Source organism: Pedobacter sp. G11 (genome assembly GCF_003860265.1).
In the GTDB taxonomy this organism is placed as follows: Bacteria; Bacteroidota; Bacteroidia; order Sphingobacteriales; family Sphingobacteriaceae; genus Pedobacter; species Pedobacter agri.
Map to the genome: position 1 here is coordinate 4918465 of NZ_CP034190.1, position 23520 is coordinate 4941984.

24 protein-coding genes are annotated in these 23520 nt (G+C 37.3%); 11 read left to right on the forward strand and 13 right to left on the reverse strand.

The annotated features are described in order from the left end of the window. Positions 1–50: 50 nt before the first annotated feature. On the reverse strand, positions 51–722 hold the full coding sequence (locus EA772_RS21220) for a YceI family protein (protein ID WP_124914842.1): 672 nt from the start codon (positions 720–722) through the stop codon (positions 51–53). A gap of 300 nt (positions 723–1022) precedes the next feature. Here EA772_RS21220 and EA772_RS21225 point away from each other — a divergent pair, with 300 nt between their 5' ends. The 4 genes from EA772_RS21225 (at position 1023) to EA772_RS21240 (ending at position 4223) form a co-directional block, all read left to right on the forward strand. Further along, positions 1023–2075, forward strand: coding sequence for an endonuclease/exonuclease/phosphatase family protein (locus tag EA772_RS21225; protein WP_124914843.1), 1053 nt, complete (start codon positions 1023–1025; stop codon positions 2073–2075). 11 nt (positions 2076–2086) lie between these two features. Next, a complete protein-coding gene (locus tag EA772_RS21230) occupies positions 2087–2449 on the forward strand; it encodes a nuclear transport factor 2 family protein (protein ID WP_124914844.1) in 363 nt (120 codons plus the stop codon). A gap of 144 nt (positions 2450–2593) precedes the next feature. Then, positions 2594–3121: an OmpA family protein gene (locus EA772_RS21235; protein ID WP_124914845.1), complete on the forward strand. Its 528-nt coding sequence runs from the start codon at positions 2594–2596 to the stop codon at positions 3119–3121. Between the two features lie 250 nt (positions 3122–3371). Beyond that, positions 3372–4223, forward strand: coding sequence for an alpha/beta fold hydrolase (locus EA772_RS21240; RefSeq protein ID WP_124914846.1), 852 nt, complete (start codon positions 3372–3374; stop codon positions 4221–4223). Here EA772_RS21240 and EA772_RS21245 read toward each other — a convergent pair. Then, on the reverse strand, positions 4201–4956 hold the full coding sequence (locus tag EA772_RS21245; protein ID WP_124914847.1) for a response regulator: 756 nt from the start codon (positions 4954–4956) through the stop codon (positions 4201–4203). The two genes, EA772_RS21240 and EA772_RS21245, sit on opposite strands and share 23 nt — an antisense overlap. Positions 4957–4984: 28 nt before the next feature. Beyond that, entirely contained in the window at positions 4985–5680 is a 696-nt protein-coding gene (locus tag EA772_RS21250) for a LytTR family DNA-binding domain-containing protein (RefSeq protein ID WP_124914848.1), read from the reverse strand. Between the two features lie 238 nt (positions 5681–5918). Here EA772_RS21250 and EA772_RS21255 point away from each other — a divergent pair, with 238 nt between their 5' ends. From EA772_RS21255 to EA772_RS21280, 6 genes are all read left to right on the forward strand, one after another. Beyond that, a complete protein-coding gene (locus EA772_RS21255; RefSeq protein ID WP_124914849.1) occupies positions 5919–6545 on the forward strand; it encodes an insulinase family protein in 627 nt (208 codons plus the stop codon). Positions 6546–6681: 136 nt separating this feature from the next. Further along, positions 6682–8031 carry a M28 family metallopeptidase gene (locus EA772_RS21260; protein WP_124914850.1) on the forward strand — a complete coding sequence of 450 codons (1350 nt, stop codon included), beginning with the start codon at positions 6682–6684 and terminating at the stop codon, positions 8029–8031. A gap of 45 nt (positions 8032–8076) precedes the next feature. Further along, complete coding sequence (locus tag EA772_RS21265; protein WP_124914851.1) at positions 8077–8550, forward strand: TspO/MBR family protein; 474 nt, start codon at positions 8077–8079, stop codon at positions 8548–8550. Positions 8551–8605: 55 nt separating this feature from the next. Then, positions 8606–10897: a patatin-like phospholipase family protein gene (locus tag EA772_RS21270; protein ID WP_124914852.1), complete on the forward strand. Its 2292-nt coding sequence runs from the start codon at positions 8606–8608 to the stop codon at positions 10895–10897. Then, positions 10894–11424: a hypothetical protein gene (locus EA772_RS21275; RefSeq protein ID WP_010600450.1), complete on the forward strand. Its 531-nt coding sequence runs from the start codon at positions 10894–10896 to the stop codon at positions 11422–11424. The genes EA772_RS21270 and EA772_RS21275 overlap by 4 nt, the downstream gene beginning before the upstream one ends. A 187-nt stretch (positions 11425–11611) precedes the next feature. Then, positions 11612–12526 (forward strand): exopolyphosphatase, encoded by a 915-nt coding sequence (locus tag EA772_RS21280; protein WP_124914853.1) that lies wholly within the window; start codon positions 11612–11614, stop codon positions 12524–12526. Here the strand turns inward: EA772_RS21280 and EA772_RS21285 are convergent. The 9 genes from EA772_RS21285 to EA772_RS21325 all read right to left on the reverse strand — a co-directional run bounded on the left by EA772_RS21285 (position 12513) and on the right by EA772_RS21325 (position 19447). After that, on the reverse strand, positions 12513–13214 hold the full coding sequence (locus tag EA772_RS21285) for a hypothetical protein (RefSeq protein ID WP_124914854.1): 702 nt from the start codon (positions 13212–13214) through the stop codon (positions 12513–12515). The genes EA772_RS21280 and EA772_RS21285 overlap by 14 nt on opposite strands. Positions 13215–13273: 59 nt before the next feature. Continuing rightward, complete coding sequence (locus tag EA772_RS21290; RefSeq protein ID WP_124914855.1) at positions 13274–13837, reverse strand: nucleoside triphosphate pyrophosphatase; 564 nt, start codon at positions 13835–13837, stop codon at positions 13274–13276. 77 nt (positions 13838–13914) lie between these two features. Further along, complete coding sequence (locus tag EA772_RS21295; protein ID WP_010600446.1) at positions 13915–14304, reverse strand: hypothetical protein; 390 nt, start codon at positions 14302–14304, stop codon at positions 13915–13917. 159 nt (positions 14305–14463) lie between these two features. Next, positions 14464–14991: an HAD family hydrolase gene (locus tag EA772_RS21300; RefSeq protein ID WP_124914856.1), complete on the reverse strand. Its 528-nt coding sequence runs from the start codon at positions 14989–14991 to the stop codon at positions 14464–14466. 64 nt (positions 14992–15055) lie between these two features. Then, complete coding sequence (gene iscX, locus EA772_RS21305) at positions 15056–15301, reverse strand: Fe-S cluster assembly protein IscX (protein WP_010600445.1); 246 nt, start codon at positions 15299–15301, stop codon at positions 15056–15058. A gap of 99 nt (positions 15302–15400) precedes the next feature. Then, entirely contained in the window at positions 15401–15733 is a 333-nt protein-coding gene (locus EA772_RS21310) for a 2Fe-2S iron-sulfur cluster-binding protein (protein WP_010600444.1), read from the reverse strand. Positions 15734–15773: 40 nt separating this feature from the next. Next, entirely contained in the window at positions 15774–16538 is a 765-nt protein-coding gene (locus tag EA772_RS21315; protein ID WP_124914857.1) for a Rossmann-like and DUF2520 domain-containing protein, read from the reverse strand. A gap of 3 nt (positions 16539–16541) precedes the next feature. Next, on the reverse strand, positions 16542–19007 hold the full coding sequence (locus tag EA772_RS21320; RefSeq protein ID WP_124914858.1) for a heme lyase CcmF/NrfE family subunit: 2466 nt from the start codon (positions 19005–19007) through the stop codon (positions 16542–16544). A 5-nt stretch (positions 19008–19012) separates the two neighbouring features. Beyond that, positions 19013–19447 carry a cytochrome c maturation protein CcmE gene (locus EA772_RS21325; RefSeq protein ID WP_010600441.1) on the reverse strand — a complete coding sequence of 145 codons (435 nt, stop codon included), beginning with the start codon at positions 19445–19447 and terminating at the stop codon, positions 19013–19015. 604 nt (positions 19448–20051) lie between these two features. On the opposite strand from EA772_RS21325, the gene EA772_RS21330 reads away from it, so the two are divergent. Then, positions 20052–21662, forward strand: a complete 1611-nt coding sequence (locus EA772_RS21330) for a Na+/H+ antiporter (RefSeq protein WP_124914859.1) — start codon at positions 20052–20054, stop codon at positions 21660–21662. A 375-nt stretch (positions 21663–22037) separates the two neighbouring features. On the opposite strand, the gene EA772_RS21335 is transcribed toward EA772_RS21330, so the two are convergent. Further along, positions 22038–23459: a Glu/Leu/Phe/Val dehydrogenase gene (locus EA772_RS21335; protein WP_116167491.1), complete on the reverse strand. Its 1422-nt coding sequence runs from the start codon at positions 23457–23459 to the stop codon at positions 22038–22040. Positions 23460–23520 lie beyond the last annotated feature (61 nt).

The following is a 23520-nucleotide window of genomic DNA, read 5'->3' on the forward strand; positions in this document are numbered from 1 at the left end:
CGTTGGGTGTTATGCAAATACATGCTTGCATAACAATATCAAGTTAGCAATTAGTTCTTTTTAGCTTTTAACGTTAAGCCAATTTTCACATCTTTCGAAATCATCCAGTTTTCCGGACTTCCCTCTGCTTTATAATTAATTCCCCATGCACTTCTATCAATGATAAACTTCGCAGTAGCAGTAACATCTGATCCGGCAATTGCCACTTTTGAAGGGAATGTAATATTCAATGTACTGTCTTTAAGCGTTAAGTTTCCACTGATTAAATAATTAGGATCCGTTAGTAAACTAGATGGTTGCGCACCTGTAAATGGCTCCACTTTAGTAATCACAAACTTCGCCGTAGGAAATTTAGCTACATCAAAAAAATCCGGACTTTTTAAATGACCTGCCAAATCAGTAGATTTTTTATCTTTTTCGGTAACAGAAGCCGGATCTACATAAAGCGAAGCTAAATTGATAGTAAACTCACCACCGCTTAATGAATCTTTATTTACTGAAACAGTTCCTGAAGTCACGCTAATTTTTCCCCATCGTGGTGCTAAACCTCCTTTATGAGTGGCTTTCCAATCCACTTTCGTACCTACGGTATCAAGTGTTAAAGTTTCACCTTTTTGTTCCGCAGCGGTTTGTTCGCTGGTGGTTTTTGCATTATCATTAGAAGATCCTCCGCAAGATGCCAGTAGGAAAAGCGCAGGAAGCGCAAAAATTAATTTTCTCATTTGATATCAGTTTTAGTTAAAAAATTATCCTTATTGATTTTCAAAAATAGTGCCTGTATTTTCAGCAGACATTGATGTATGATAATAAAAAACCTCGGCCAACCGTGCCACCATAATCATATCATCTACTTAGTTTTATACTAATATCGGTTTAGCCCAAGATGTCAATAGAATTATTGCCCAGAAAAATACCGTGTGATAGCCTGTCGGCAAACAATATTATAGCATCATACGTTTGTTAGTCAACTTTAATGAATATTAAAATTTTCAATTAATTACCAACAAGCTAAATCTAACAAATTGATTCACGAAATCCTTTTCTACCTGAGTATTGCCATTATTCTTTCTACCCTTGTTCCATTTATAAGACACGATTTTTGGATTTTTAGGGTTTTTGAATATCCAAGATTACAAAAACTGGTATTGAATATTTTCGTGATTTTAGCAATTTTAATATTTGCCTTTCCGCATCAAACTGCCGACTACATTGTTCTATTTGCAATGTTTATAAACGTTTCCTATCTGGTTTATTTGATTTTCCCTTTCACCATTTTTGGCAACAAACAGATTATTGGTAGTTTAGAGAAACCCGGAAAAAACAATTTAAAAGTGTTCATTGCCAATGTTTATCAAGAAAACAGAAAAGCTTCTGAATATCATAACGAAATTAACGCATGCGATCCGGATGTAATATTGATGGTCGAAACCGATACATGGTGGCAAACGCAAATGGATACGCTATCAGAACGCTATCCTTTTCAGTTGAAAATTCCACTGGCTAACACCTACGGAATGTTATTATATTCGAGGTTTGAGCTTCAAAACGGAGAAATTAAATATCTGGTAAAATCAGATATTCCTTCAATAGAAACCTTGGTTAAACTTCCATCAGGGCAGTTGGTGAAGTTATATTGTTTACACCCCGAGCCTCCTGTTCCTCAGGAAAATCCAAGATCGACAGAGCGTGATATGGAGATTTTATTGGTAGCAAAAAAAGCGAAACAATCAGAACACCCGGTTATCGTAATGGGCGATTTGAATGATGTGGCCTGGAGTTATACCACAGAACTTTTCGGAAAAGTGAGTGGTTTGCTCGATCCACGCCGGGGAAGAGGATTTTTCAATAGCTTTAACGCGAAATATTTTTTCCTTCGATTTCCGCTCGATCATATTTTCTGCAGCCCCAACTTTACCTTAAGTAGTATTAATCGTTTACCAAGCTGTGGTTCTGATCACTTCCCGATGTGTGTAGACTTGCAATATAATCCAAAGGCTGAGGTAAAAAATGAAACCCCTGAAGCAACAACTGAAGAACTGGAATTAGCCAATGAAAAAATTAATGCAGAATTATAATATGTTTAAAAATGGATAATCAAACGGTAGAAACTATTAAAACTGCCTATCAGGCATTTAATCAAAGAAACATTGACAATGCACTGGCAACCATGCAAAAGGATGTGCAATGGTCAAAAGCGTGGGAAGGTGGTTATATTATTGGTCATGATGAAGTTAGGGCGTACTGGACAAGGCAGTGGGCGGAAATTAATCCAACCGTGCAACCGACTTCCTTTTTCGAAAGGCCAAACGGGAGCTTAGAAGTTATGGTACATCAAATTGTGAAGAGCTTAGATGGCAATATGATTTTTGATGGAGTTGTAATGCATATCTACACTTTTATAGATGGGCTCATTAAAAAAATGGATATTGAACTGGTTGAGAAGTCCTAATAGCCTTATTTGTATTGCTGAACCATTTATAAGAAAACCCGATAAGTTGTAAAACATAAGTTCTTTCGAAAAGATCCGTTATAGGTATAATCATTATTTGTAGTTTTGAAGAAAACACAAATCAACCTAAAACCAATTTTAAACATGAACATTACTAAAAACCTTTTTTTTACGGCATTGATTGGCGCTTTTACGTTAACAATGTATTCCTGCAAATCAAAGAAACTTGTTGCTAAACCAGAACCTGCACCAGTGTCGAAACCAACACCGCCAGTTGAAGAAAAGAAACCAACACCTCCACCTCCACCAAAAGAAGAAGCACCTGCTGAAAAACCTAATTTTAACTTAGATAATATCCAATTTGAATTTAATTCGTTTGTTCTTAAAACATCTTCTTTTGCTATTTTAGATAAAGCGGTAGCCGAAATGAAAAAAGCACCTGAAGCTAAGTTTGAACTCCATGGGCATTCTTCAGCTGAAGGAACACCAGAGCACAATATGTCGTTATCTGTTGACAGAGCGAATGCAGTAAAGTCATATTTTGTTAATGCAGGTTTAAGCGGTGATAAATTTAAAATTATTGGTCATGGAGAAAAAGATCCAATCACATCAAACGCCAGCGAAGAAGGAAGAGCTGTAAACAGAAGAACTGAAATTAAAGTACAAAATTGAGTTTAAGTCTCTAAAAAAAACGCCAGATAACACCAACAAGATTATCTGGCGTTTTTTTGCATCATTTCACCGTAAACTGAAGTATAAAGAAAATGAACAAGACACCTTAACGCTCTCAAAATCACTCAAAAACTATCTTGACGTCCTTTAAACGAGTTTGTTTGTTCATTTTTTTTTAAATTGTTAAACCGGAAAACAAATCTCTAAATTCAAATGTAGACTCATCATATATTCATCTAAATTCTGAGCTTTGCACTCCATATTAATAAGAAATAATGTAAAAATTCTTGGCCAAGGCAGTCAGGTTATTTTATTTGCACATGGATTTGGGTGTGCACAAAGTTCCTGGAAATATATTACTGATGCTTTTCTAGCAGATTACCGGGTAATTCTTTTTGATTATGTGGGCTCCGGGCAATCAGATCGCAACCAATACGATTACCATAAATATTCTACTTTAGAAGGTTATGCCTGCGATGTTATCGATATTATTGACACCTTAGGATTAAAAGATATTATTTTCGTTGGCCATTCGGTAAGCAGTATGATTGGAATGATCGCTGCTTTGCAAATACCGAAATCTTTCAAAAAACTTATCTTTATCGGACCATCTCCTAAATATTTAAACGATAGGGATTATATTGGCGGCTTCGAGGCTGCAGATATTGAATCTATTTTCAATCAAATTGCCGAGGATTATGTTGGTTGGACAAAAACCATCTCACCGGCCGTAATAGATAAAGCCGAAAAACCCGAACTTTCTGATTTTTTACAGGAATGCTTTGAAGAAACCGAACCCAGTATCGCCCTGGCTTTTGCTATGGCAACATTCAAAGCTGATTACAGAGATCAATTAAAAAATCTCGAGGTGCCCAGCCTAACACTACAAAGCAGCAAGGACATCATGGCACCTCAGTCTGCAGGAGACTATATACATCAAAATACGAGAGAGAATTTTCTCGTGGTAATGAAAGCGACTGGACATTATCCGCACATTAGTGAGCCCGAAGAAACCATCAGAGAAATTAAAGAGTTTATTGAAGATCGAAAAGTTGATGATCGATCTATGGATTTCACACTTAATAACTCTTACAATTTCTGAGGTCTTCGATAAACAGTTTCGCTTCTATTTTTGCCGCCCTGCAGGTTTCGTAAACATGCTCCAAATTAGTTTTTAATTCGCTATAAGTCAAATCATCCTGTTCTATTGCACATAATGTACTTTCCAGTTTCGATTTCAAACCCATAATGTAAATTGTTGATAATGTGCGATGTGCCACAACACTGAGTTGTTCGGCGTTTTTTGAGTGAAAGCTATTCTCCAACTCCAATAAATCACTTTCAATTGTTTCTACAAACTTATTGGTGATCTCCATTTCATAATCCAGATCACCCAAACTTATCTCTTTCAAATAACTTAAGTCGATCACTTCAAAGTCGCGGCTGTGCGCTGATGTTAGTTTTTCTTTGGGCAAGAATTGTGTAAGCATACCTACTAATTCAATTTTACTAATCGGTTTGCTAAAGCAGGCATTCATCCCGCTGGCAAAACATTTATCTTTTGCCTCATCAATACTGTAAGCCGTAATGGCTACAACGGGCGTAGTTATTTTCATCTCTTCCTTAACTACTTTTGTTAACTGATAGCCGTTAATTCCGGGTAGAGAAATATCGAAAAGCAGTAATTTGAAAGTGACAGACTGCAAAATCTTAATGGCTTCTTCACCACTATCAACAATAATATGTGTGATATCATATTCCTCCAGATAAGCAGACAATAGTTTTTGGTCAATCAGGTTATCTTCTGCAATTAATACGTCAATGTGTTGCATCATAAATTTTAAAATTACTACTACTCTGGTTTTACAGAATTTGCATCCTTTTATTTAGAGATGCTTTGTACGCATCAGAAACGGGCACAAAATTTTGGTTAATAATTAGTGTACCACCTTCTATGGTGTCTATCTTCCCTATATTTACAATAAAAGAGCGGTGAACTCTTGAAAACATATCCATCGGCAGCTTATCTTCAACTGATTTTAAGGAAGAGTGAATGGAATAATTTTTATCATCCACGTAAATTTTAACGTAATCTCCTCGTGCTTCCAAATAATTGATATCACAAAGTTTTAAACGCCTGATGATACTGGAATCTCTAATAAAAATAAATTCATCTTTTTTTGAGGCCACGAATAGATTATGATTTTTAAATATCTCTTTTGCCTTAATTACAGCTTTTAAAAAACGATCAGGTGTTACTGGCTTGGCAATAAAGTCGACAACATTCAGGTCAAATGCATCAGAAGCATAATCGCGTTTGGTGCTGATAAAAATGATAAGTGGTTTTCTCTCACCTAATCCCTTTACCAGTTCAATACCCGAAATACCTGGCATTTCCACATCCAGAAATAATAAGTCAATCTTATTTGTAGCTAGTATCTTATAGGCCTCTGTTGCGTTCTCACATTCGCCAACCAGCCTTAAAGAGTCCTCAATTTTCAATAGATTTTTGAGTGTACTTAAGGCAATCGGGTTGTCATCAACAATAAGGCAATTCATTTTTTTGGATTAGCGTTAGTAATAAAACTACCAATATCCTATCGCAATCGCCGAATTATCATTAGGAATGAATAAAATGAATAATTCTCTCCTCCGCAAAATCCAATAGAAATTTAAACCCGTATATATGCCCTTTCATCTGGTAAAAATGCCTTTCTAGCGAACACTTATATAGTAGTCAAGCATTTAGAAATACTTTTGTCACCAGAAAATCATTCATAAAATATATAAAAATCTCATGAACACCATTAAAACAATTTTACTCTCTCTTTTAGGTTTAACTTTTTCTATTTCTGTTAGCGCTCAATCATTCAAAGAACCTGTAGCTTTTAAACTTAAGAACGGAATGAACATCATTATTTCTGAAAATAATCGTTCGCCTAAAGCATATGCAAGTTTTACCTTAGACAATAAATCTTTCGAAAATAAAAAAGACGGTATTGTTGAAATGTTAAACGCCGTTCTTAACGAGGGCCTAGGAAAGAATGCCGATTTCTTATTCAACGACAATAGTGGCAAACTTGCAACCTCAACTGCTGAATTTGATGAGAAACTAACTGCTATGGCTTCGAAATTACAACATATCGAAATCGACCAAAAAACATTTAACATAGCAAAAGCAAAACTTTTAACAAGCATTAAATTACAGGATTATGATTACGATCAAACTGTGAACGAAACTTCAATTGGTAATTTAACTTTTGCCGATGTTAAAAGCTTTTACAATGAAATTTCTCCAGAGAAAACATATTTAACTATTGCGGGTAATGTTGAATTAAATGCAGCAAAGGCATCTGCAAAAAAAGCCTTTGGAAACTGGCACAATCCAAATATCAGAAAAAATATTGCTCCTTTAGCAAGATAGTTCCGGATTATCTAACGTTAGGCCCTTTAATTAAATTAGAGGGCTTTTTTGTTTAAAAATGTTACAGGCATTATCATTACTTATATTTAGTTATGATAATCATTCAATATATTAGCTTCATCAATTATTCCACCCGATGAAGAAATTATACAGTTGCCTATTACTTGCCTTTATTGCCTTTTCTGCCCAATCGCAAACCATTATCAACCGCAGTGGAAATATTAATGAAATGGTCAGATCGGTTAATCAGGATTCTTTAAAATCATACATCACCAAAATGGTTGCTTTTGGTACCCGAAATACTTTAAGTGATATTAAAAGTAAAACCAAAGGCATTGGTGCAGCGAGGAACTGGGTGGTAGCGAAGTTCAATCAGTTTGCTAAACAGAGTGATGGCAGATTAACCGCCTTTTTAGATACCACAACCTTCCAGCCAGATGGAAAAAGGGTTGACAAACCAACCCTGCTTGGAAATGCAGTAGCGATTTTAAAAGGAACTGATGCCAGCGATAAACGTGTTTACGTAGTAAGCGGGCACCTCGATAGTCGTGTAACGGATGTAATGAATAGAACCAGTGATGCACCGGGTGCCAATGACGATGGAAGCGGCGTTGCGGGCGTAATCGAAGCTGCGAGAATAATGAGCAAATATAAATTTGCAGCTACGATCATTTTTGTTGCAGTAAGCGGCGAAGAACAATCTTTGCTGGGCTCTGGATTTATGGCTGCAAAGGCGAAAAAAGAAGGCTGGAACATTGACGCCATGTTGAATAATGACATGATTGGCAGTAACAATAGCAGCGAAACACAAATTATAGATAATACCAGGTTAAGGGTTTTTAGTGAGGGACTACCGAGCTACGAACTGGATAAAAATGCAAAATCAATCCGACAGTTTGGTTTGGAAAATGACGGAAAAAGCCGTCAACTGGCCCGCTATGTAAAGGAAATTGGGGAAAGATATGTTGATCAGCTAGAAGTTAAACTGATTTACCGAAATGATCGTTTTCTGCGTGGTGGCGATCATACACCTTTTGTTGAAAACGGTTTTCCTGCCGTTCGCATTACGGAAATGAATGAGAATTTTGAACATCAGCATCAGGATTTAAGAACAGAAAATGGTGTACGGTATGGCGATTTACAAGAATTTATGGATTTTGAATATCTACGCAAAAATACAGCGGTAAATATTGCAGTCTTAGCTAATCTGGCTACAGCGCCTTCTACACCTACAGATGTAAAGATAGATGTTAAAAATTTGAGCAATTCTTCATATTTGTATTGGAAAGCGCCGGCCAACGGCACTGTAAAAGGTTATTATGTTTTAATGCGTGAAACCAGCAGTGCAGTTTGGGAAAAGAAATTTTTCACTACAGCAACCGAACTGAGAATTCCTTACAGTAAAGACAATTATTTATTTGCGGTACAAAGCGTTGGCCAAGACGGCAATGAAAGTTTGCCTGTGGTTCCCGGCATTGGGCGTTAAGCAAACATTTAGATTTCATCATTGTTTAACATCAAACCTGCAAAAATGAAATTTAAACCCATTGCTCTTATCGTTAATATTGCCATCACTTTGGGTATTGGCGCATTAGGTGGCTGGGCAACGGCCCAATCTGTTAAAACATGGTATCCAACACTTCATAAACCTTCATTCAACCCGCCAAACTGGTTATTTGCACCTGTTTGGACAACTCTTTACATCTTAATAGGTATCGCTGCATATCTGGTTTGGATGAAGCGAGACAAGATTGAACACCTGCCCAGGACAATTGCCATTTATTTCATTCAGCTTATTTTAAACTTAGCCTGGTCTTTCATTTTCTTTTATCTGCATGAAATAGGATTTGCTTTATTTGAGATCATCATTTTATTAATGATCATTATTGCTAATGCGATTACGTTCTATAAAATTGATAAATGGGCGGGCATCCTATTTATCCCATATATTCTCTGGGTAAGTTTTGCATCATTTTTAACTTATAACATTTTCATATTGAACTAATTTTAAAAGAAAACACTATTTTAGAAGAGTGGTAGCTTTTAAGAGACTTTTGCTGATGCTTTTCGTTTTGTGCAGTACCCAATTGTATGCACAAAAGGTTGGTTTGGTTTTTAGCGGAGGCGGCGCCAAAGGACTTTCACATATCGGTACGCTCAAAGCTCTTGAGGAAAACCACATCCCCATCGATTATATTACAGGCACATCAATGGGTGGAATTGTGGGCGCCATGTACGCTGCAGGCTATTCTCCTAAAGAAATTGAAGAGATTGCATTAAGTAAAGATTTTCAGAACTGGGTGAACGGACGTTACACCAGTGATTATACTTATTACTTTCAAAAAAACGCACCAAATGCGTCAATGCTTACCGCAAAAGTGGCCATTGACACCGGATTCCATTTTAGCTTTCGCTCTAACATCATCAATGATATTCCCTTAAATTTTGCCTTTCTCGAGTTATTTTCACAGGCTTCGGCAGTTTCAAAAGATAACTTCGACCATTTATTTGTACCATACAGATGTATGGTGGCCGATGTGTTGTCGCAAAAAAGTATCACCGTTGGCAAGGGGAACCTGGCCGAGGCCGTTCGGGCAACAATGACTGTTCCGATCATTTATCGCCCTATTAAATTAGATGGTAAATATGTTTTTGATGGTGGCTTATACAACAATTTCCCTGCTGATGTAATGGAAAAAGAATTTAAGCCAGATTATGTAATTGGTGTAAATGTATCATCAAAAACCTATAATGAATACCCCAAAAATATTGATGACCGGTTAATGAACCGTTTTTTAGTATATATGTTTTTATCCAAGTCAGACTCAACGATGATTGGCAAAAATGGGGTTTACATCCAACCCGACCTGGGCGATTACAGCGTTACAAATTTTGCTCCGGTGGAAGATTTGATTAAAAAGGGTTACGATGCTACAATGGCCGATATGCCCCGGATAAAAGCATTGATCAAAAACAGAGTAGATCCAGCAGCGCTGGAAAAGAAAAGGGCGCAGTTCAATGCCAAAAAACCAGATTTAAACTTTAGCAACATCATTGTTTCAGGCGTAAACAGCCAGCAAAAGAAATATGTAGAAAGGCTTTTTAAAAGCGATAAAGCGACTTTTAACCTCCAGGACATCAAACGTGGATATTATAAACTGGTTGCCGACCAAACGTTTGAAACCATCTATCCTAAAATCTCCTATCAACCACTTAGCGATAGTTATACCTTTGAAGTGGTGGCGCAGCCTAAAAAGAGTTTTAAACTCGATCTGGGAGGAAATATTTCAACCAGGCCAATTAGCAATGTTTTTTTGGGTGCTGAATATAATTATCTCAACAGAAAGGCTTATACCTTTGGAACCAGCTTTTACTCTGGTCGGTTTTACGAATCTGTTCAAGTGAATGGCCGCATAGATTATCCAACCAAATTACCGCTGTTCCTAGCAGCAGAACTCACCTACAACCACTGGAATTTTTACAATACCAGCAAAATTTTTATCGAAAACCCCCGCCCCATTTACATCGAACAATCTGATAGAAAAATAGATTTGGCTATGGGCGCACCTTTAAATTATAACACCAAAGTAGTGTTACACGCCAGTTTTATCAATAATAACGATCGCTATAGTCCGAATAACACATTTTCTGTGGGCGATTTGCTCGATCAAACTATTTTTAATGGTTTCAGGGGTTCACTTAACTTAGAAAAAAACTCGCTAAACAGAAAACAATACGCCACCAATGGTCAGAGTTTTTCGCTAAGTGTAAACTATACTACTGGCAGAGAAAACTATAATCCCGGCAATATCTTCCGCAATACCCCGGGTTTGGCTAAAGCACCGGGCGCAAGCAATTTAAGGCAATGGGGAACCATTAAGCTTAGCCAGGAAAATTACTTTTTTCATCTCAAAAAATACACACTGGGTTATATTGTCGAAGGCGTAATTTCAAATCAACCCTTATTTAACAATTACTACGCTACCCTATTGGTTTCTCCGGCTTTTTATCCGTTGCAGGATAGCCGCTCGTTGTTTTTAGATAAATTCAGGGCCACTACCTATGCTGCCGGCGGAATTAAAAACATTTACAATTTTAAAAAAAATCTAGACTTTAGACTGGAAGGTTATTTATTTTTGCCTCATAAAGAGTTTGAATTAAATAATTTCCAGGATATAGACTACGCAAAAGCAATAAGTAAAATACGCTATGCTGCTACCGCAGGCCTGCTTTACCATACTCCGGTTGGCCCGGTAAGCTTAAGCTACAATTTATATAATGACGCAATAAAAAGAAATGGTGTATTATTGCACATCGGTTACCTCATATACAATAAACGTTCTATCGAATGAAACGAATATTCTTAATATTTTCGCTCTGCCTAATCAGCTACTTAGGTGTTGCTCAAAATGCTGCCATTAATAATTTTCTGGTTAAAGAAAACCTGCTTAAAAACAATAAGCTGGCTATCATTGCAGCCGATTCGCTAAATGTACCCAACGAAAATATCAATGGTACATACACGTTTAGCGTAAGCGGATTTACACAGATTTTAAAATTTAATGATGGAATAGCTGTGTTACCGCTACCAATTGATAAATCGACTTTTGTTTACATCAAACATCAAAATGATACTGGTACACACAGCAAATTGGTATATGTTTACAAAAAAGATACAGATCTAACGCCTTACGCCATTAACAGTTTATGGTTATTCATTATTCCAATTGCATTAGTAATTATTGCGTTTGCCTTTCGGAAACTAATCATTTTTGTAGTGGTGGCGTTCCTGGTATTTGTTTACTTTAACCATAGCAGTGGATTAAACATCGGTACATTTTTCGAGAGTATTTTTGATGGCTTAAGAAACCTGTTTTGATGTAGTAAAGCAGGCCCATCACTTTTAGGTTAAAACCGTCCGGCTTTCCGCTAAATCTTTTTTTGCTTTCCTTCGGCTGTGCTCAGGATCACAGAAAAAAAGGATATCGCTTCAATCCGGTTTAGTTTACATCATTCATTGCAACTATTTAAGTTTTTATAGTGCACCGTAAAACATATTTTAAAATATGCGCATTGCCGTTATCGATCTTGGAACCAACACATTTCACCTGTTAATTGCTGAAATAAAGCAAAACAACTTTTCAGTTATTTATAAAACGAATGTTCCGGTTAAGCTTGGAGAAGGAAAAATAAATGAGAATGTAATTATTCCTGTGGCGTTCGAAAGAGGTTTGGCGTGTTTAAAGAATTTTGCTGACACCATGACTGCGTATCAGGTTGATCAGGTTAGGGCAACAGCAACCTCAGCTGTTCGCAGTGCTCAAAATGGTCAGGATTTCGTGGATGCTGTAAGAGAAAAAACTAGTATTGCTATTGAAATCATCTCCGGTGATGATGAAGCGGAATTGATCTATCAAGGTGTAAAACTAAGTGGGGCGATTCAAAATTTATCCTTAATCATGGATATTGGTGGCGGCAGTGTAGAGTTTATTCTTTGCGACACCGAAAGACTCATCTGGAAAAAAAGTTATAATATCGGTGCCGCTCGCCTGGCCCAACAATTTTTCAATTCAGATCCAATCAGCGATGATGACAGAAATGCAATTTTATATCACATTCAGGGCGAATTGGCTGATCTTTTCGAGATATGCGAACGTTACCAGCCACAAACTTTAATTGGATCGGCTGGCGCATTCGAAACCTTTGCAGAATTAATCATCAATAAAAAAAATAAACAGATTGATATTAACAAAGCTGAGACCTATGTTTTCAATTTTGACGAATATATCGAAGTTGCAATCAAACTTTTAAATCTTAACCATCAAGAACGGGCTGCTATGCCCGGAATGATCCCTTTGCGGGTAGATATGATTGTAATGGCTGCACTGATTACCAACTATGTTCTCGGCCGTACTAAAATAAATCAGCTAACATTATCCACCTACGATTTAAAAATGGGATCGTTGGCTAACTTTTTGTAACCTTATCGCTCGTTTTTAAAGGTCGATAACCGATACCACCCAAAATTATTGCGTCACGATCCTGAGCCAATAAATCTCTTTGTTTTTCCATCGAAAAATTAATTGGTATCTCGCCTGTAAACCTCAAACTCTGAACAATAATAATGTTGTTTTTTGGATGAATACCCTGAGCGAATTTAATTTCATATCGCCCATCTTTATCCGTGAGAGCGTAATACTTGGTGTTTGGAATTATTAACTTGATGCCTTGCAAAGGTTTTTTATCAGCACCAACAATTCTGCCGCTTACTTTTTTGATCGTAATCGGCTTTAGTTCATCAGCGTTACCTTTCAATTCAGTTGAAATTTCAGTGTTAACCGGGAAATTGGCAGCACTGGCGCTTAAAGTTTGGCCAAATATGCTTACACCTATAGCCAAAACGCCCAAATATTTCATCCAGTTTCTATTCGGTGGCACCACAGCTAAATGATAGTTGAGTTGCGCCAGTTGATTTTTACTAAGCCTTCCACAAACTTCTGATGAAGCATTAGCCAATGTCTTGATAATTTCGGCATTACTGTAACCTGTAAAATCGATTACGCACTTATTACAGGCTTCGCAAAAATTAAACCCATCTTTTTTTTCCATTTCGTCCCAGTTCTGGGCACAAGGTTTATCGATCGTAACTATGGCTTGCGTCTTTTTCATCTTTAAAGTATTTGCCTACATGATGAAAAAGATTTTATGATTCCATAATTCATCTGAAATTATATCAATTTTTGAAGCTCAGCATACAGCTTTTCCGTTGGTAAGCCCATTACATTGGTGTAAGATCCTTCAATTTTTTGCACCACTGCAATTCCCCACCAATCCTGTACCCCATAACTGCCGGCTTTATCAAATGGCTTGTAATGATCAATGTAGAAATCAATTTCCTCACTTGTAACATTTCTACAATAAACGGCAGTACGATCATAGAAAGAAAACATTTGCGTTCCTTTAACAAGCGTTACACCTGTGAAAACTTCATGTTTACTACCAGATAGCTTTGCAAGCATTTCCTGTGCATGCGCCCGATCTCTTGGCTTACCTAAAATTTCTCCATTCAAAGCTACAATCGTATCTGCGGTAATTACGATTTCACCATTTGCTTTAAATGCTTTGGCTTTTTGTTCTGATATATAAACTGCAATTTCGGCCGGGCTTAACTCTTCCGGATAGCTTTCATCAACCTCTTTGAGTTCCACTTTAAAATTTAATCCCATCAACGCTAAAAGTTCTTGACGACGGGGCGATTTTGAAGCAAGGGTAATTGGTGTATTGTACAGCATAACGAGGATTTCTAAAAAGCGCTAAAATAACAAAAGCGGCCGATAAGCCGCTTTTGTTATTGATATTATTATCAAACTTAGTTGTTTCCGCCACGCTCCTGCATGCGCTTCTGCATTTCAGCACGCTGCTCATCCTGCCAGGTTTTATACATTTTTTTCTGATCTTCAGTTAACACTGCGTTCACTTTAACATCACTGTCTGTACGGAATTTTTGCATTTTCTCTCTCATCGCGTCTCTGTCTCCGCCTTGCGCTTCTTCACGCATTTTTTTCATCGCGTCTGCTTGTTCAGTAAAAACAGTAGTTAATTTGGTTTTTTGCTCTTCGCTTAGTTTCAGTTTTTCATCCAGTTGTTTCACCCTGTCTTCAGGCTTCATCATCATACCACCACGACCACCACCTTGCTGCGCACTTGCATAAGTTATTACCGAGAATAACAATGCACAAATCATCATTAATTTTTTCATGTTTTTTGTTTTGAAATTTAGACTTGTTGGAGTAAATCCAAGCGGGATGGTTTAACACAGAAGGTGTAACTTCCTTGTTGCAGAATAAATGGAAATGGCTTTAAATACTTTTGGCATAAACACGCTACCCGTATGAAACTGATCAATACTGCTGATCATTTATTGACCAGAATCGGAAGCAGCTGGATTTTCATCATGCCACCTTCCCTGCACCTTCATTACTTTTTCTATGATATCACGAACGGCAGTTTTACCCCCAGTGTAAGGAGAAACAAATGTAGAAATGGCTTTAATTTCCTCTACGGCATCAGCCGGACAAGTTGGTAAGCCCACCAATTGCATTACTTTTAGATCAGGAATATCATCACCCATGTAAAGCACATCTTCGGCATTGATATTTTTATCAATCAGATATTGATTAAAAACTGCCACCTTATCTCCTGTACCTAAAAATACGTTAGTAATACCAAGATTAAAAAACCGTTTCCCCATTGCGATTCCATCACCACCAGAAATGATACACACGTGATAACCCCGCTTTACTGCCAGTTGCATGGCATAACCATCTTTGATATTAAATGTACGTAAAGATTGGCCACTATCAGTCACCTGAACAGAACCATCTGTAAGCACGCCATCAACATCAAAAATAAAGGTGGTGATGCTTTTTAGCTTTTGAAGAAACATGTTGAATTGAATGTTAAAAGTTTAAAGCAAAGCCGGTTAACGACTCAAAACTCCATAAACAAGACTAATCCTGATTATCTCTCCATTCGTAAACCCAGGCCGATTGAATTTGCTCCAGATGGCCTTCGCTGCTTTCTTCACGGGTGCCTTTAAAGTTTGGCAGTTCCAAAACCCATTCTAAAAGTTCAGTGAAACGGATTCGGTAGATTTTTGTTTCGCCAAACTCATCGCCAAATTTTTCATATAAAGACATTGCAATATCTTCATAATCGTTCCAGTAAAAAGGTAAGGCAAATTTATCGTTGTTCATGTTTGTTAGTTTGAAAAGTTTTAAAGTTTAAATGTTTTATTGCATGGCCTGGTCAAGAAATCCTGTCCTATATCGTCAGAATAAAGACTTCAGGACTAGCTAGTGACCCATAAAGCCAGATTGATCTGGAATAGTTACCTCGATATCTCCATCGATCACCACACACTGGCAACCCAGTCGGGAAGTTATCCTTGGACGAACCGCTCTATCAATAAAATCTTCTTCTTTATCTGAGATTTCTTCGATATTATCCATGCCTTTAGTTACGTAAACGTGGCAGGTACTGCAGCCGCAAACGCCTCCGCAGTTATGCTGAAGTTCAATGCCGTTATCCAGACAAACATCTAAAACAGATTCACCAGCAGCTATAGGTAATTCTACAGGGGCATGATCTGCTTCTTCAAAATTTATTTTTAGTTTAAAAATGCTCATAATTATTTTGCAAAAGTAAGAAGCAAAAGCCGTAATTATGCTATTTCAGCGTTAATTTTATGCTATCGCTTAATGTTTGATAAATGTGCTTCATTTCAGGCTTGCTTTCTAACATCCCTAAATGTTTACTCATAGTGGTTTCATCATTCCTTATTGCCGGCCCGGTTTGCACATTTTCGGGCAGGTTACTCATTACCTTATCAGCAGTTTCAGCAATAAGAGGTCTGATAATATCAAAATCCAAATCATTTTCCTGGAGAATTTCATTCGCCATGGCATATAAATGATTAGGAAAATTGCAAGCAAAAACTGCTGCCAAATGAAGTATCTTTCTTTTTTGTCCATCCAGTTCATAAACCTTTTCGCTTAGTTTAAAAGCCAGTTGCCTTAGCATGCTGAGCTGAGTTTGATCTGTAGCCTCAATACAAAGTGGAATGTTCAGAAAAGAAACATCTTTGGCTTTAGAAAACGTTTGCAGCGGATAGAAAACGCCAGCCTGCTTAACATGCGAAGCAAGCACTTGAATATCAGTTGTGCCAGAAGTATGAACCACCAGCCCATTTACATGAGCTAATGACGCTGCTACAGGCGCAATGGCATCATCTTTCACCGAAATGATATATAATTCAGCGTCTTGATTAATGTGCGAAAGGTCATCAACTGCCTCTGCAGACAACTGATTAGCAAGCCATCTGGCATTTACGAGATTCGGACTATAAATCTGTAACACATCTTCACCATTAGCCTTTAATGCTTTAGCTAAATGCGTGGCTACATTTCCCGAACCTAGTAAAACAATCTTCATGATCTAAGCGATTTTCGCTTCTTTTCTTCTTCTAAAAATAGAAAGTAAGAAACCCACAACCATTATAATTGTACCTGCCCAATATAAATTAATGAATGGAAATTCAATCGCTTTAAAAACAACCCAGTCTTTAGCTTGCTGTGGTTTTTCAAAAATTTGGAGTTCTACCTTTTTTTCGTCAGGCAGAACTTGCGCAAACCTAAATTTTAAGTCCAGCTCTTCCACTTTACGGGCAAAATCGAAAGTATTGTTTCCTTTTATTAAAAACATCGGCTCTGCCGTATAAATTTTACCAGCCGAGTTAATTTCCAATGGTAAACCTACTGCGTAATCGCCTTGCGCCAATACTAAATCTTTTACAATTGGTTTGTTATTTAAAGCTTTTACAGTTACAACCCCACTTGAAGTATGGATCGTATCACCAACCGCTACTTTAACAATCCTTGGTGCCTTGTAATTTTCGTCATCAGAGTGACCTTCATGATCATCATGAGATTCCTTTTTTATTGCCGCACTCGTGATATGCGTATACACATCATAGGTTAAATAATGCTTAGTATCAGGCGAAGCGACTAATCCCATTTTCTCATTATCCTGCACGTGTGGGTGTAAATTGAAATCTTCCTTAACCTTGCCTTCTTTATCTAAAACCTTAAAGTTTAAAGTATAAATCGTGTTTGGTGCTTTAGTGGTATCACTTACATATGTTACACTGTATTTGCCCATTTGCTTAGGCTCATTCTTATATAACATGATATTCTCTCCGGGTTTTTCGGTTTTTTCAAAATCCTTAACCGGAATAAAGTTATTGGCATTGATAGAGAGCGGTTTATTGGTTGCTGCCGAAATTAATGCACCCAAAATTAAAAAGGCGAAACCGATGTGTGCAATGGCTGAACCAGCCAACTTTGCTTTGCCACCAAATGCCTGATACAATATTGCTGCATTTGAAAACACTGCAAACAAACAACTGAACGTAATCAAAATGTACATCGTGTTGGTATAAATGTCTGCAACATACACCAAAGCGGCTGTTAAAACGATAGAGAACAATACCACAGATATTAAACTGCTATAAAACTTGCGTGGATCTGTTCTTTTATATTTCAAATATTGAGAAAAACCAGAAATCAATGTTATCAGAACGGCAAATGGTGCCTGCCACTTGTTGTAGTATTTTACAGCATCAATTGGTGGAGAAAAGTTTGTTCCAAATGCCTTATTAAACACCGGAACTGATGTAGAAAAAATCACCTGAATACAGGCAACCGTTACCACCAACGCACCAATAAACATCCAGAATTCACGTGAATAGGTTTCTTCATCTTTTGTGGTAATTGGCAATTCCTTCCATCTCTTAATCACTAGATACACTGCAAGGGCTGCAAACACCACATTATACAAAATTAAGTGCCCGAACATACCCATATCCGTAAATGAGTGAACTGAAGTGTCGCCTAAAATACCGCTTCGGGTTAAGAAAGAAGCATATAGTACCAATAAGAAACTTAAGAAAACAAGTGCAATGGCTGTAAAATAAGCATGGCCTGTGTTTTTGTAAGCGATCATTACGTGTACAGCGCCAATAAGCGTAAGCCATGGAATGAGTGATGCATTTTCTACCGGATCCCAGGCCCAGAAACCACCAAAGTTTAATGCTTCGTAGGCCCAGAATGAACCCATAATAATACCTGTACCTAAAACCATCACTGCAAAAAGCGTCCATGGCATGGCAGGTTTAATCCAATCTTTATACCTCTTTTGCCATAAAGCTGCAATTCCATAAGCGAACGGAACAACCATACTGGCGAAACCTAAAAACAGGGTTGGTGGATGAATAACCATCCAATAGTTTTGCAACAATGGATTTAATCCCCTTCCATCGGTTATGAAAGTTAAATATTTTGCAAAGTTTTCCGGGTTGGCAAATACCACAGGAGCCATCGCTTTTAAATCAACAGCATCCCTTAATAAGATGAAAGGAGAACTTCCGATACGTTCGCCGAAAATCTCAACGCCCAACATCATCGAGGTTAAAAAAACCTGCGAAAATGCCACGACCGTCATTACCGGGCGTTCCCAGGTCTTAGCCTTCCAGATTAACAGCGCACCTAAGAATGATTGCCAAAAAGCCCACAGCCAGAAACTTCCTTCTTGTCCTTCCCAAAAAGCAGAAACAATATAATAAATAGGAAGTGCCTTCGAAGAGTGAAAATAAACGTAATTATATTCGTTATAATGGCCAAGAATAAGGTAAAACAAGGTGATACCGATACCAACAATACTGGCCCAATTCACCAGGAATCCAATTCTACCGAGATTTCTCCATGATTTATCTTCTAAATTTTCTTTGCGACTGGCAAAAAAATATGCGATTGTTGAAAGTAACGATGCACTAAAAGCCAACACAATAAAAAACTGTCCGATTTTACCCGGTAACAGGTTTTCGCCTACAAATTGAATGTCCATTAAAATTAATTATATTTTTTATCGCCGTTCTGGTCTACTGTATCTACTTTTCCATCTTTATTTACTTCAACAAGATTATCATTGTATTTAGATGGGCATTTCATTAAAATTTTCGACGCATAAAATTTGTCCTTGTCCATCTTTCCGATGAGCACAAGTTTTTCAGATTTTTCAAAATCCTGAGGTTTCGTGCCATTATAAATTACTTCACGAATTTCTCCTTTTTCATCTTTCATGTGAAATGAAAAGTGATTGGCATCTTTTACCGCATCATAATACATGCCCATCGATTTTTCCCAGTAGCCCATTACGTGTTCTTCTTTACCAGAAGTTGAGGCTTCTTTAAAATTAGAATAAGTATCCGTATTCGCGTTTAAGCTAAATAAGATTCCCACAGAAATTGCAATGGTAATCAGACCAATGATTGCACTTTTTTTCATGTTGTATATTGTTGTAAAAGCTGGCAACAAAGATAGAAAAATAGGCATAGTGAACCTTCATTAACATTTATCTTGTCTTTATATTGACAATTAGCTGATTATTTCAAAATCTGAAGCCAAAGGTTTTGACTATAATTAATAATTTGTCTTAATAAGAAGGTAAATGGTCCAATTAACCACTTCGACAAAGGTTTGATTTTCGCATTGATCAGCCTTTTTTAGTTTTTGGATTTGCAATACTGCGGTTAAAGTATGAGCTAAAATTATTATTTTTGACCATTGGATCATCACCTCAATTTTTTATCCCACTGTTTTTTAAAACCATTGAAGATTATGAACTTTAATCCGTTCTGCACCTTTTTATTATTCTGATTTTCATTGCCGATCCTCAGTTTTTGCTTTCAGGTAATTGAATAAATGATAATGATAAATGATCATCCCGGCGATGTTTTACTTTGAGTTATTTATTTCACCGGAAAAGAAAAGTGACTTCTGTGATGGTGATGCGTAGAATTGACAAAAAGTATGCAGATATTTACCCCCTTTTACATCTCAATTTTCTAAATTAATTTATTGCAAACCTTTCAACAATATCTTTCTTAACATGCTACATGATAATCTGATTTTAATTCTTATCCTACTTTTAGGCGTAACGCTTCTGGTTATGGTTGGCCAAAAGATAAAAATTTCTTATCCGATATTTTTGGTTTTAGCCGGCTTGGCAATTGGATTTATTCCAGGTATGCCAAACTTAAAAATAGATCCAAACATCGTTTTTTTACTTTTCCTTCCTCCACTACTTTACGAAGCAGCCTGGTTTACCTCATGGAAAGATTTTTGGGAGTATAAAGGTGCTATATTTTTAATGGCAGTTGGTTTGGTATTTATTACTTCTGTTGCGGTGGCTTATGCCTCGGTGGCTTTTATTCCAGGATTTACTTTAGCGCTTGGTTTTTTATTGGGTGGAATTATTTCTCCCCCAGATGCTGTTGCCGCAGCGGCAGTTTTAAAAGGATTAAAAATACCTAAAACCGTAACGGCGCTTTTAGAAGGCGAAAGTTTAGTAAATGATGCATCCAGTTTAATTGTATTCAAGTTTGCTTTGGCAACCATTGTAAGTGGCACTTTCGTGATGCATGATGCTGCTGTAAGTTTTGTATCAGTAGCTGGGTTAGGGATATTGATAGGAGTTGCCATTGGGGGCGTATTTTATGCCATACACAGATGGTTACCTACAACAGACAATATCGATACAGTATTAACGCTGCTTACACCTTATTTCATGTATATAGTGGCAGAGCATTTCGAAGCTTCAGGTGTGATGGCTGTGGTTTCTGGCGGATTACTGCTCTCGAGCCAATCTCACGTTATCCTTACTTCACAATCTAGAATTAAAACGGTTTCTGTATGGTCTTCATTAACTTTTATGCTTAATGGAGTGGTGTTTATATTAATTGGCTTAGCATTACCTGATATCGTAAACGGCTTAGGCCCTAATTATCCTATTGCAAAAGCAATTGGTTATGGTGTTGGCATTAGCATTTTAGCACTTGTGGTTCGTTTTTTATGGTTGGTATCTACCTCACAAATCACCCAGTTGTTTAATAAAAAAACCAGGGAACGCTACAAAGATGTGACCTGGCACTCCTTTGTAATCTTAATTTATGCTGGCATGCGAGGTGTAGTGTCTTTGGCAGCTGCACTTTCTATCCCCGTAATGATTTCAGATCAGATTCCTTTTCCGCTTAGAAATTTGATTCTCTTCATCACCTTTGTGGTAATTTTTGTTACGCTGGTTGTACAAGGGCTTACCTTGCCATTTGTAATTAAACTCCTGGATATTCCTGAAGCTAAAAGTAAACTTTCTGAACAGGAACAAACCAACCAGATAAAACTGAAATTAATTGACCTATCACTAGATAAATTGCAGGCCGATTATAAATACCAATGTACACACAATGAGCTAATGGTTAATTTAAAAGCAGAATTACAACATTCATTAGTGGAGAAAAAGGACACCTTAAATGCTTTCAAAAACGGCGATATTGATAAAGTAGATTTGAAAGCTTATCATGAAATTATGCTCGCATTGATTCAAGTACAACGCGATGCGCTACATCATTTAAAAATGGATAAAAACTATGATGATGATATTATTAGGAAAGAGGAATGGCGACTGGATTTGGAGGAACTGAGCATATCTACTTCAGATTAAGGAAAGTCCTTTCAATCGCTGGCACATGTGTGTGATGAACTTTCTATTCAAACGCAAAGATCAGTTGGTACTTCGTGAAGAATATCCTTTTTTTTTGAATCCGGTACTGTTGTTCTTAAACCCGATTTAGCGAAAATACTTTTAATTTGCAGTGGCCTTAAATAAACTGTATGCTGAGTTACGAAGCATCTGTTACCGATGAACAAATGCTTCGTGCCTCAGCACGATAGAAGTTTTTAAAAGATTGTAGTGAGAGCGGGGCCAACCCTACCCGATAAAAACAGAACCCTACATTTCCAAAATAAAAAATCCTTGCAAATGATACATCTGCAAGGATTTTTAGCTTTAAGCTTTAGTTTTTCGCCTTTTAGCTTATTATGGCCAAACGCCTAAGTTCATATACGATACAGCAATTTTGTCGATTGAATTCACAAAAGCAGCTGTTCTTAATGTTTTTGTATCTGGCTTAACCATTCTGGTTTCACGAATTTCGTGATAAGAATGAATCATGGTATCTTCTAAACCAGAGTTTACCAATTCAATTTCTGATGCACCTTTAACAATCATTAAGCGGTGTTCAGGAAGGATGGTTTTGCCTGTTAAGTTTTCTAAAGTTGCAATTAAGTTAGCGTTTGAATTAGCCGCATAACGGTTTTCCATACGACCGAATGCCACATGTGAAAGGTTTTTTAACCACTCGAAATAAGATACTGTAACACCACCGGCGTTGCAATACATATCTGGAATGATGATACCGCCCATTTCAGTAAAAATCGCTTCTGCTTCTGGCGTAGTTGGACCATTTGCGCCTTCAGCGATGATTTTAGCCTTGATGTTGCGAATATTGTACTCTGTGAATTGATTTTCTAAAGCCGCAGGAACCAAAATATCGCAATCTTGCTCTAAACCTTCCATTGAATTTTTAAAATCAGTGGCACCAGGGAAACCTAAAATTGAACCGGTATTTTTGCGGTGAGCAAAAACCTCATCAACATTTAAACCATTAGCATTGTAAATTGCACCTTCGTATTCGCATAAACCAACAATAGTAGCTCCGAATTCTGCGAGGAATTTTGCAGAGTGATAACCTACGTTACCTAAACCCTGAACAATAACTCTTTTATCGCCCAAACCAGCTTTGAAACCGATTTTTGCCATATCTTCAGCAACATCTACACATTCACGAACGGCATAAGCCACGCCGCGACCAGTAGCCTCTTTACGTCCGCGGATACCGTGTAAAGCAATTGGCTTACCGGTTACACAGCCTAGAGCATCTAACTGACCTGGATTCATGGTCATATAAGTATCTGCAATCCAGCTCATTTCGCGTTCACCAGATCCATAATCTGGAGCAGGAACATCGATCCCAGGGCCAATAAAATTTTTCTTAATTAATTCTGTAGTATAACGACGGGTGATCGTTTCTAATTCAGCTACACTATATTGTTTAGTATTGATTTTAATACCGCCTTTTGCACCACCAAATGGAACGTTTACGATGGCACATTTATATGTCATTAAGGCTGCAAGCGCCATCACTTCATCTTCGTTAACCATTTCGCTGTAACGAATACCACCTTTGGTTGGACTCATGTGATGCGAGTGCTCTACACGCCATGCATCGATTACTTCGAAACCATTTCCACGACGAATTGGGAATTGGAAACGATACACACTATTACACGCTTTAATCTGGTTCAATAAACCTTCAGGGTGATTGGTGAATTGAGCCGCACTGTCAAAGTTTTTGCATACATCAGCAAAAAACTTGTTCTCGTCTGCTAGATTAGCCATTTTTTATTTTTTATGAATTAAGTATGCCGCAAAATTGCCTAAAAAAACCGCATATATCCAA

Coding starts and splice junctions, on each gene's coding strand:
- EA772_RS21220 (WP_124914842.1), bottom strand. CDS start 722: ATGAGAAAATTAATTTTTGCGCTTCCTGCGCTTTTCCTACTGGCATCT.
- EA772_RS21230 (WP_124914844.1), top strand. CDS start 2,087: ATGGATAATCAAACGGTAGAAACTATTAAAACTGCCTATCAGGCATTT.
- EA772_RS21235 (WP_124914845.1), top strand. CDS start 2,594: ATGAACATTACTAAAAACCTTTTTTTTACGGCATTGATTGGCGCTTTT.
- EA772_RS21245 (WP_124914847.1), bottom strand. CDS start 4,956: ATGATGCAACACATTGACGTATTAATTGCAGAAGATAACCTGATTGAC.
- EA772_RS21250 (WP_124914848.1), bottom strand. CDS start 5,680: ATGAATTGCCTTATTGTTGATGACAACCCGATTGCCTTAAGTACACTC.
- EA772_RS21255 (WP_124914849.1), top strand. CDS start 5,919: ATGAACACCATTAAAACAATTTTACTCTCTCTTTTAGGTTTAACTTTT.
- EA772_RS21260 (WP_124914850.1), top strand. CDS start 6,682: ATGAAGAAATTATACAGTTGCCTATTACTTGCCTTTATTGCCTTTTCT.
- EA772_RS21265 (WP_124914851.1), top strand. CDS start 8,077: ATGAAATTTAAACCCATTGCTCTTATCGTTAATATTGCCATCACTTTG.
- EA772_RS21270 (WP_124914852.1), top strand. CDS start 8,606: ATGCTTTTCGTTTTGTGCAGTACCCAATTGTATGCACAAAAGGTTGGT.
- EA772_RS21275 (WP_010600450.1), top strand. CDS start 10,894: ATGAAACGAATATTCTTAATATTTTCGCTCTGCCTAATCAGCTACTTA.
- EA772_RS21280 (WP_124914853.1), top strand. CDS start 11,612: ATGCGCATTGCCGTTATCGATCTTGGAACCAACACATTTCACCTGTTA.
- EA772_RS21285 (WP_124914854.1), bottom strand. CDS start 13,214: ATGAAAAAGACGCAAGCCATAGTTACGATCGATAAACCTTGTGCCCAG.
- EA772_RS21290 (WP_124914855.1), bottom strand. CDS start 13,837: ATGCTGTACAATACACCAATTACCCTTGCTTCAAAATCGCCCCGTCGT.
- EA772_RS21295 (WP_010600446.1), bottom strand. CDS start 14,304: ATGAAAAAATTAATGATGATTTGTGCATTGTTATTCTCGGTAATAACT.
- EA772_RS21300 (WP_124914856.1), bottom strand. CDS start 14,991: ATGTTTCTTCAAAAGCTAAAAAGCATCACCACCTTTATTTTTGATGTT.
- iscX (WP_010600445.1), bottom strand. CDS start 15,301: ATGAACAACGATAAATTTGCCTTACCTTTTTACTGGAACGATTATGAA.
- EA772_RS21310 (WP_010600444.1), bottom strand. CDS start 15,733: ATGAGCATTTTTAAACTAAAAATAAATTTTGAAGAAGCAGATCATGCC.
- EA772_RS21315 (WP_124914857.1), bottom strand. CDS start 16,538: ATGAAGATTGTTTTACTAGGTTCGGGAAATGTAGCCACGCATTTAGCT.
- EA772_RS21320 (WP_124914858.1), bottom strand. CDS start 19,007: ATGGACATTCAATTTGTAGGCGAAAACCTGTTACCGGGTAAAATCGGA.
- EA772_RS21325 (WP_010600441.1), bottom strand. CDS start 19,447: ATGAAAAAAAGTGCAATCATTGGTCTGATTACCATTGCAATTTCTGTG.
- EA772_RS21330 (WP_124914859.1), top strand. CDS start 20,052: ATGCTACATGATAATCTGATTTTAATTCTTATCCTACTTTTAGGCGTA.
- EA772_RS21335 (WP_116167491.1), bottom strand. CDS start 23,459: ATGGCTAATCTAGCAGACGAGAACAAGTTTTTTGCTGATGTATGCAAA.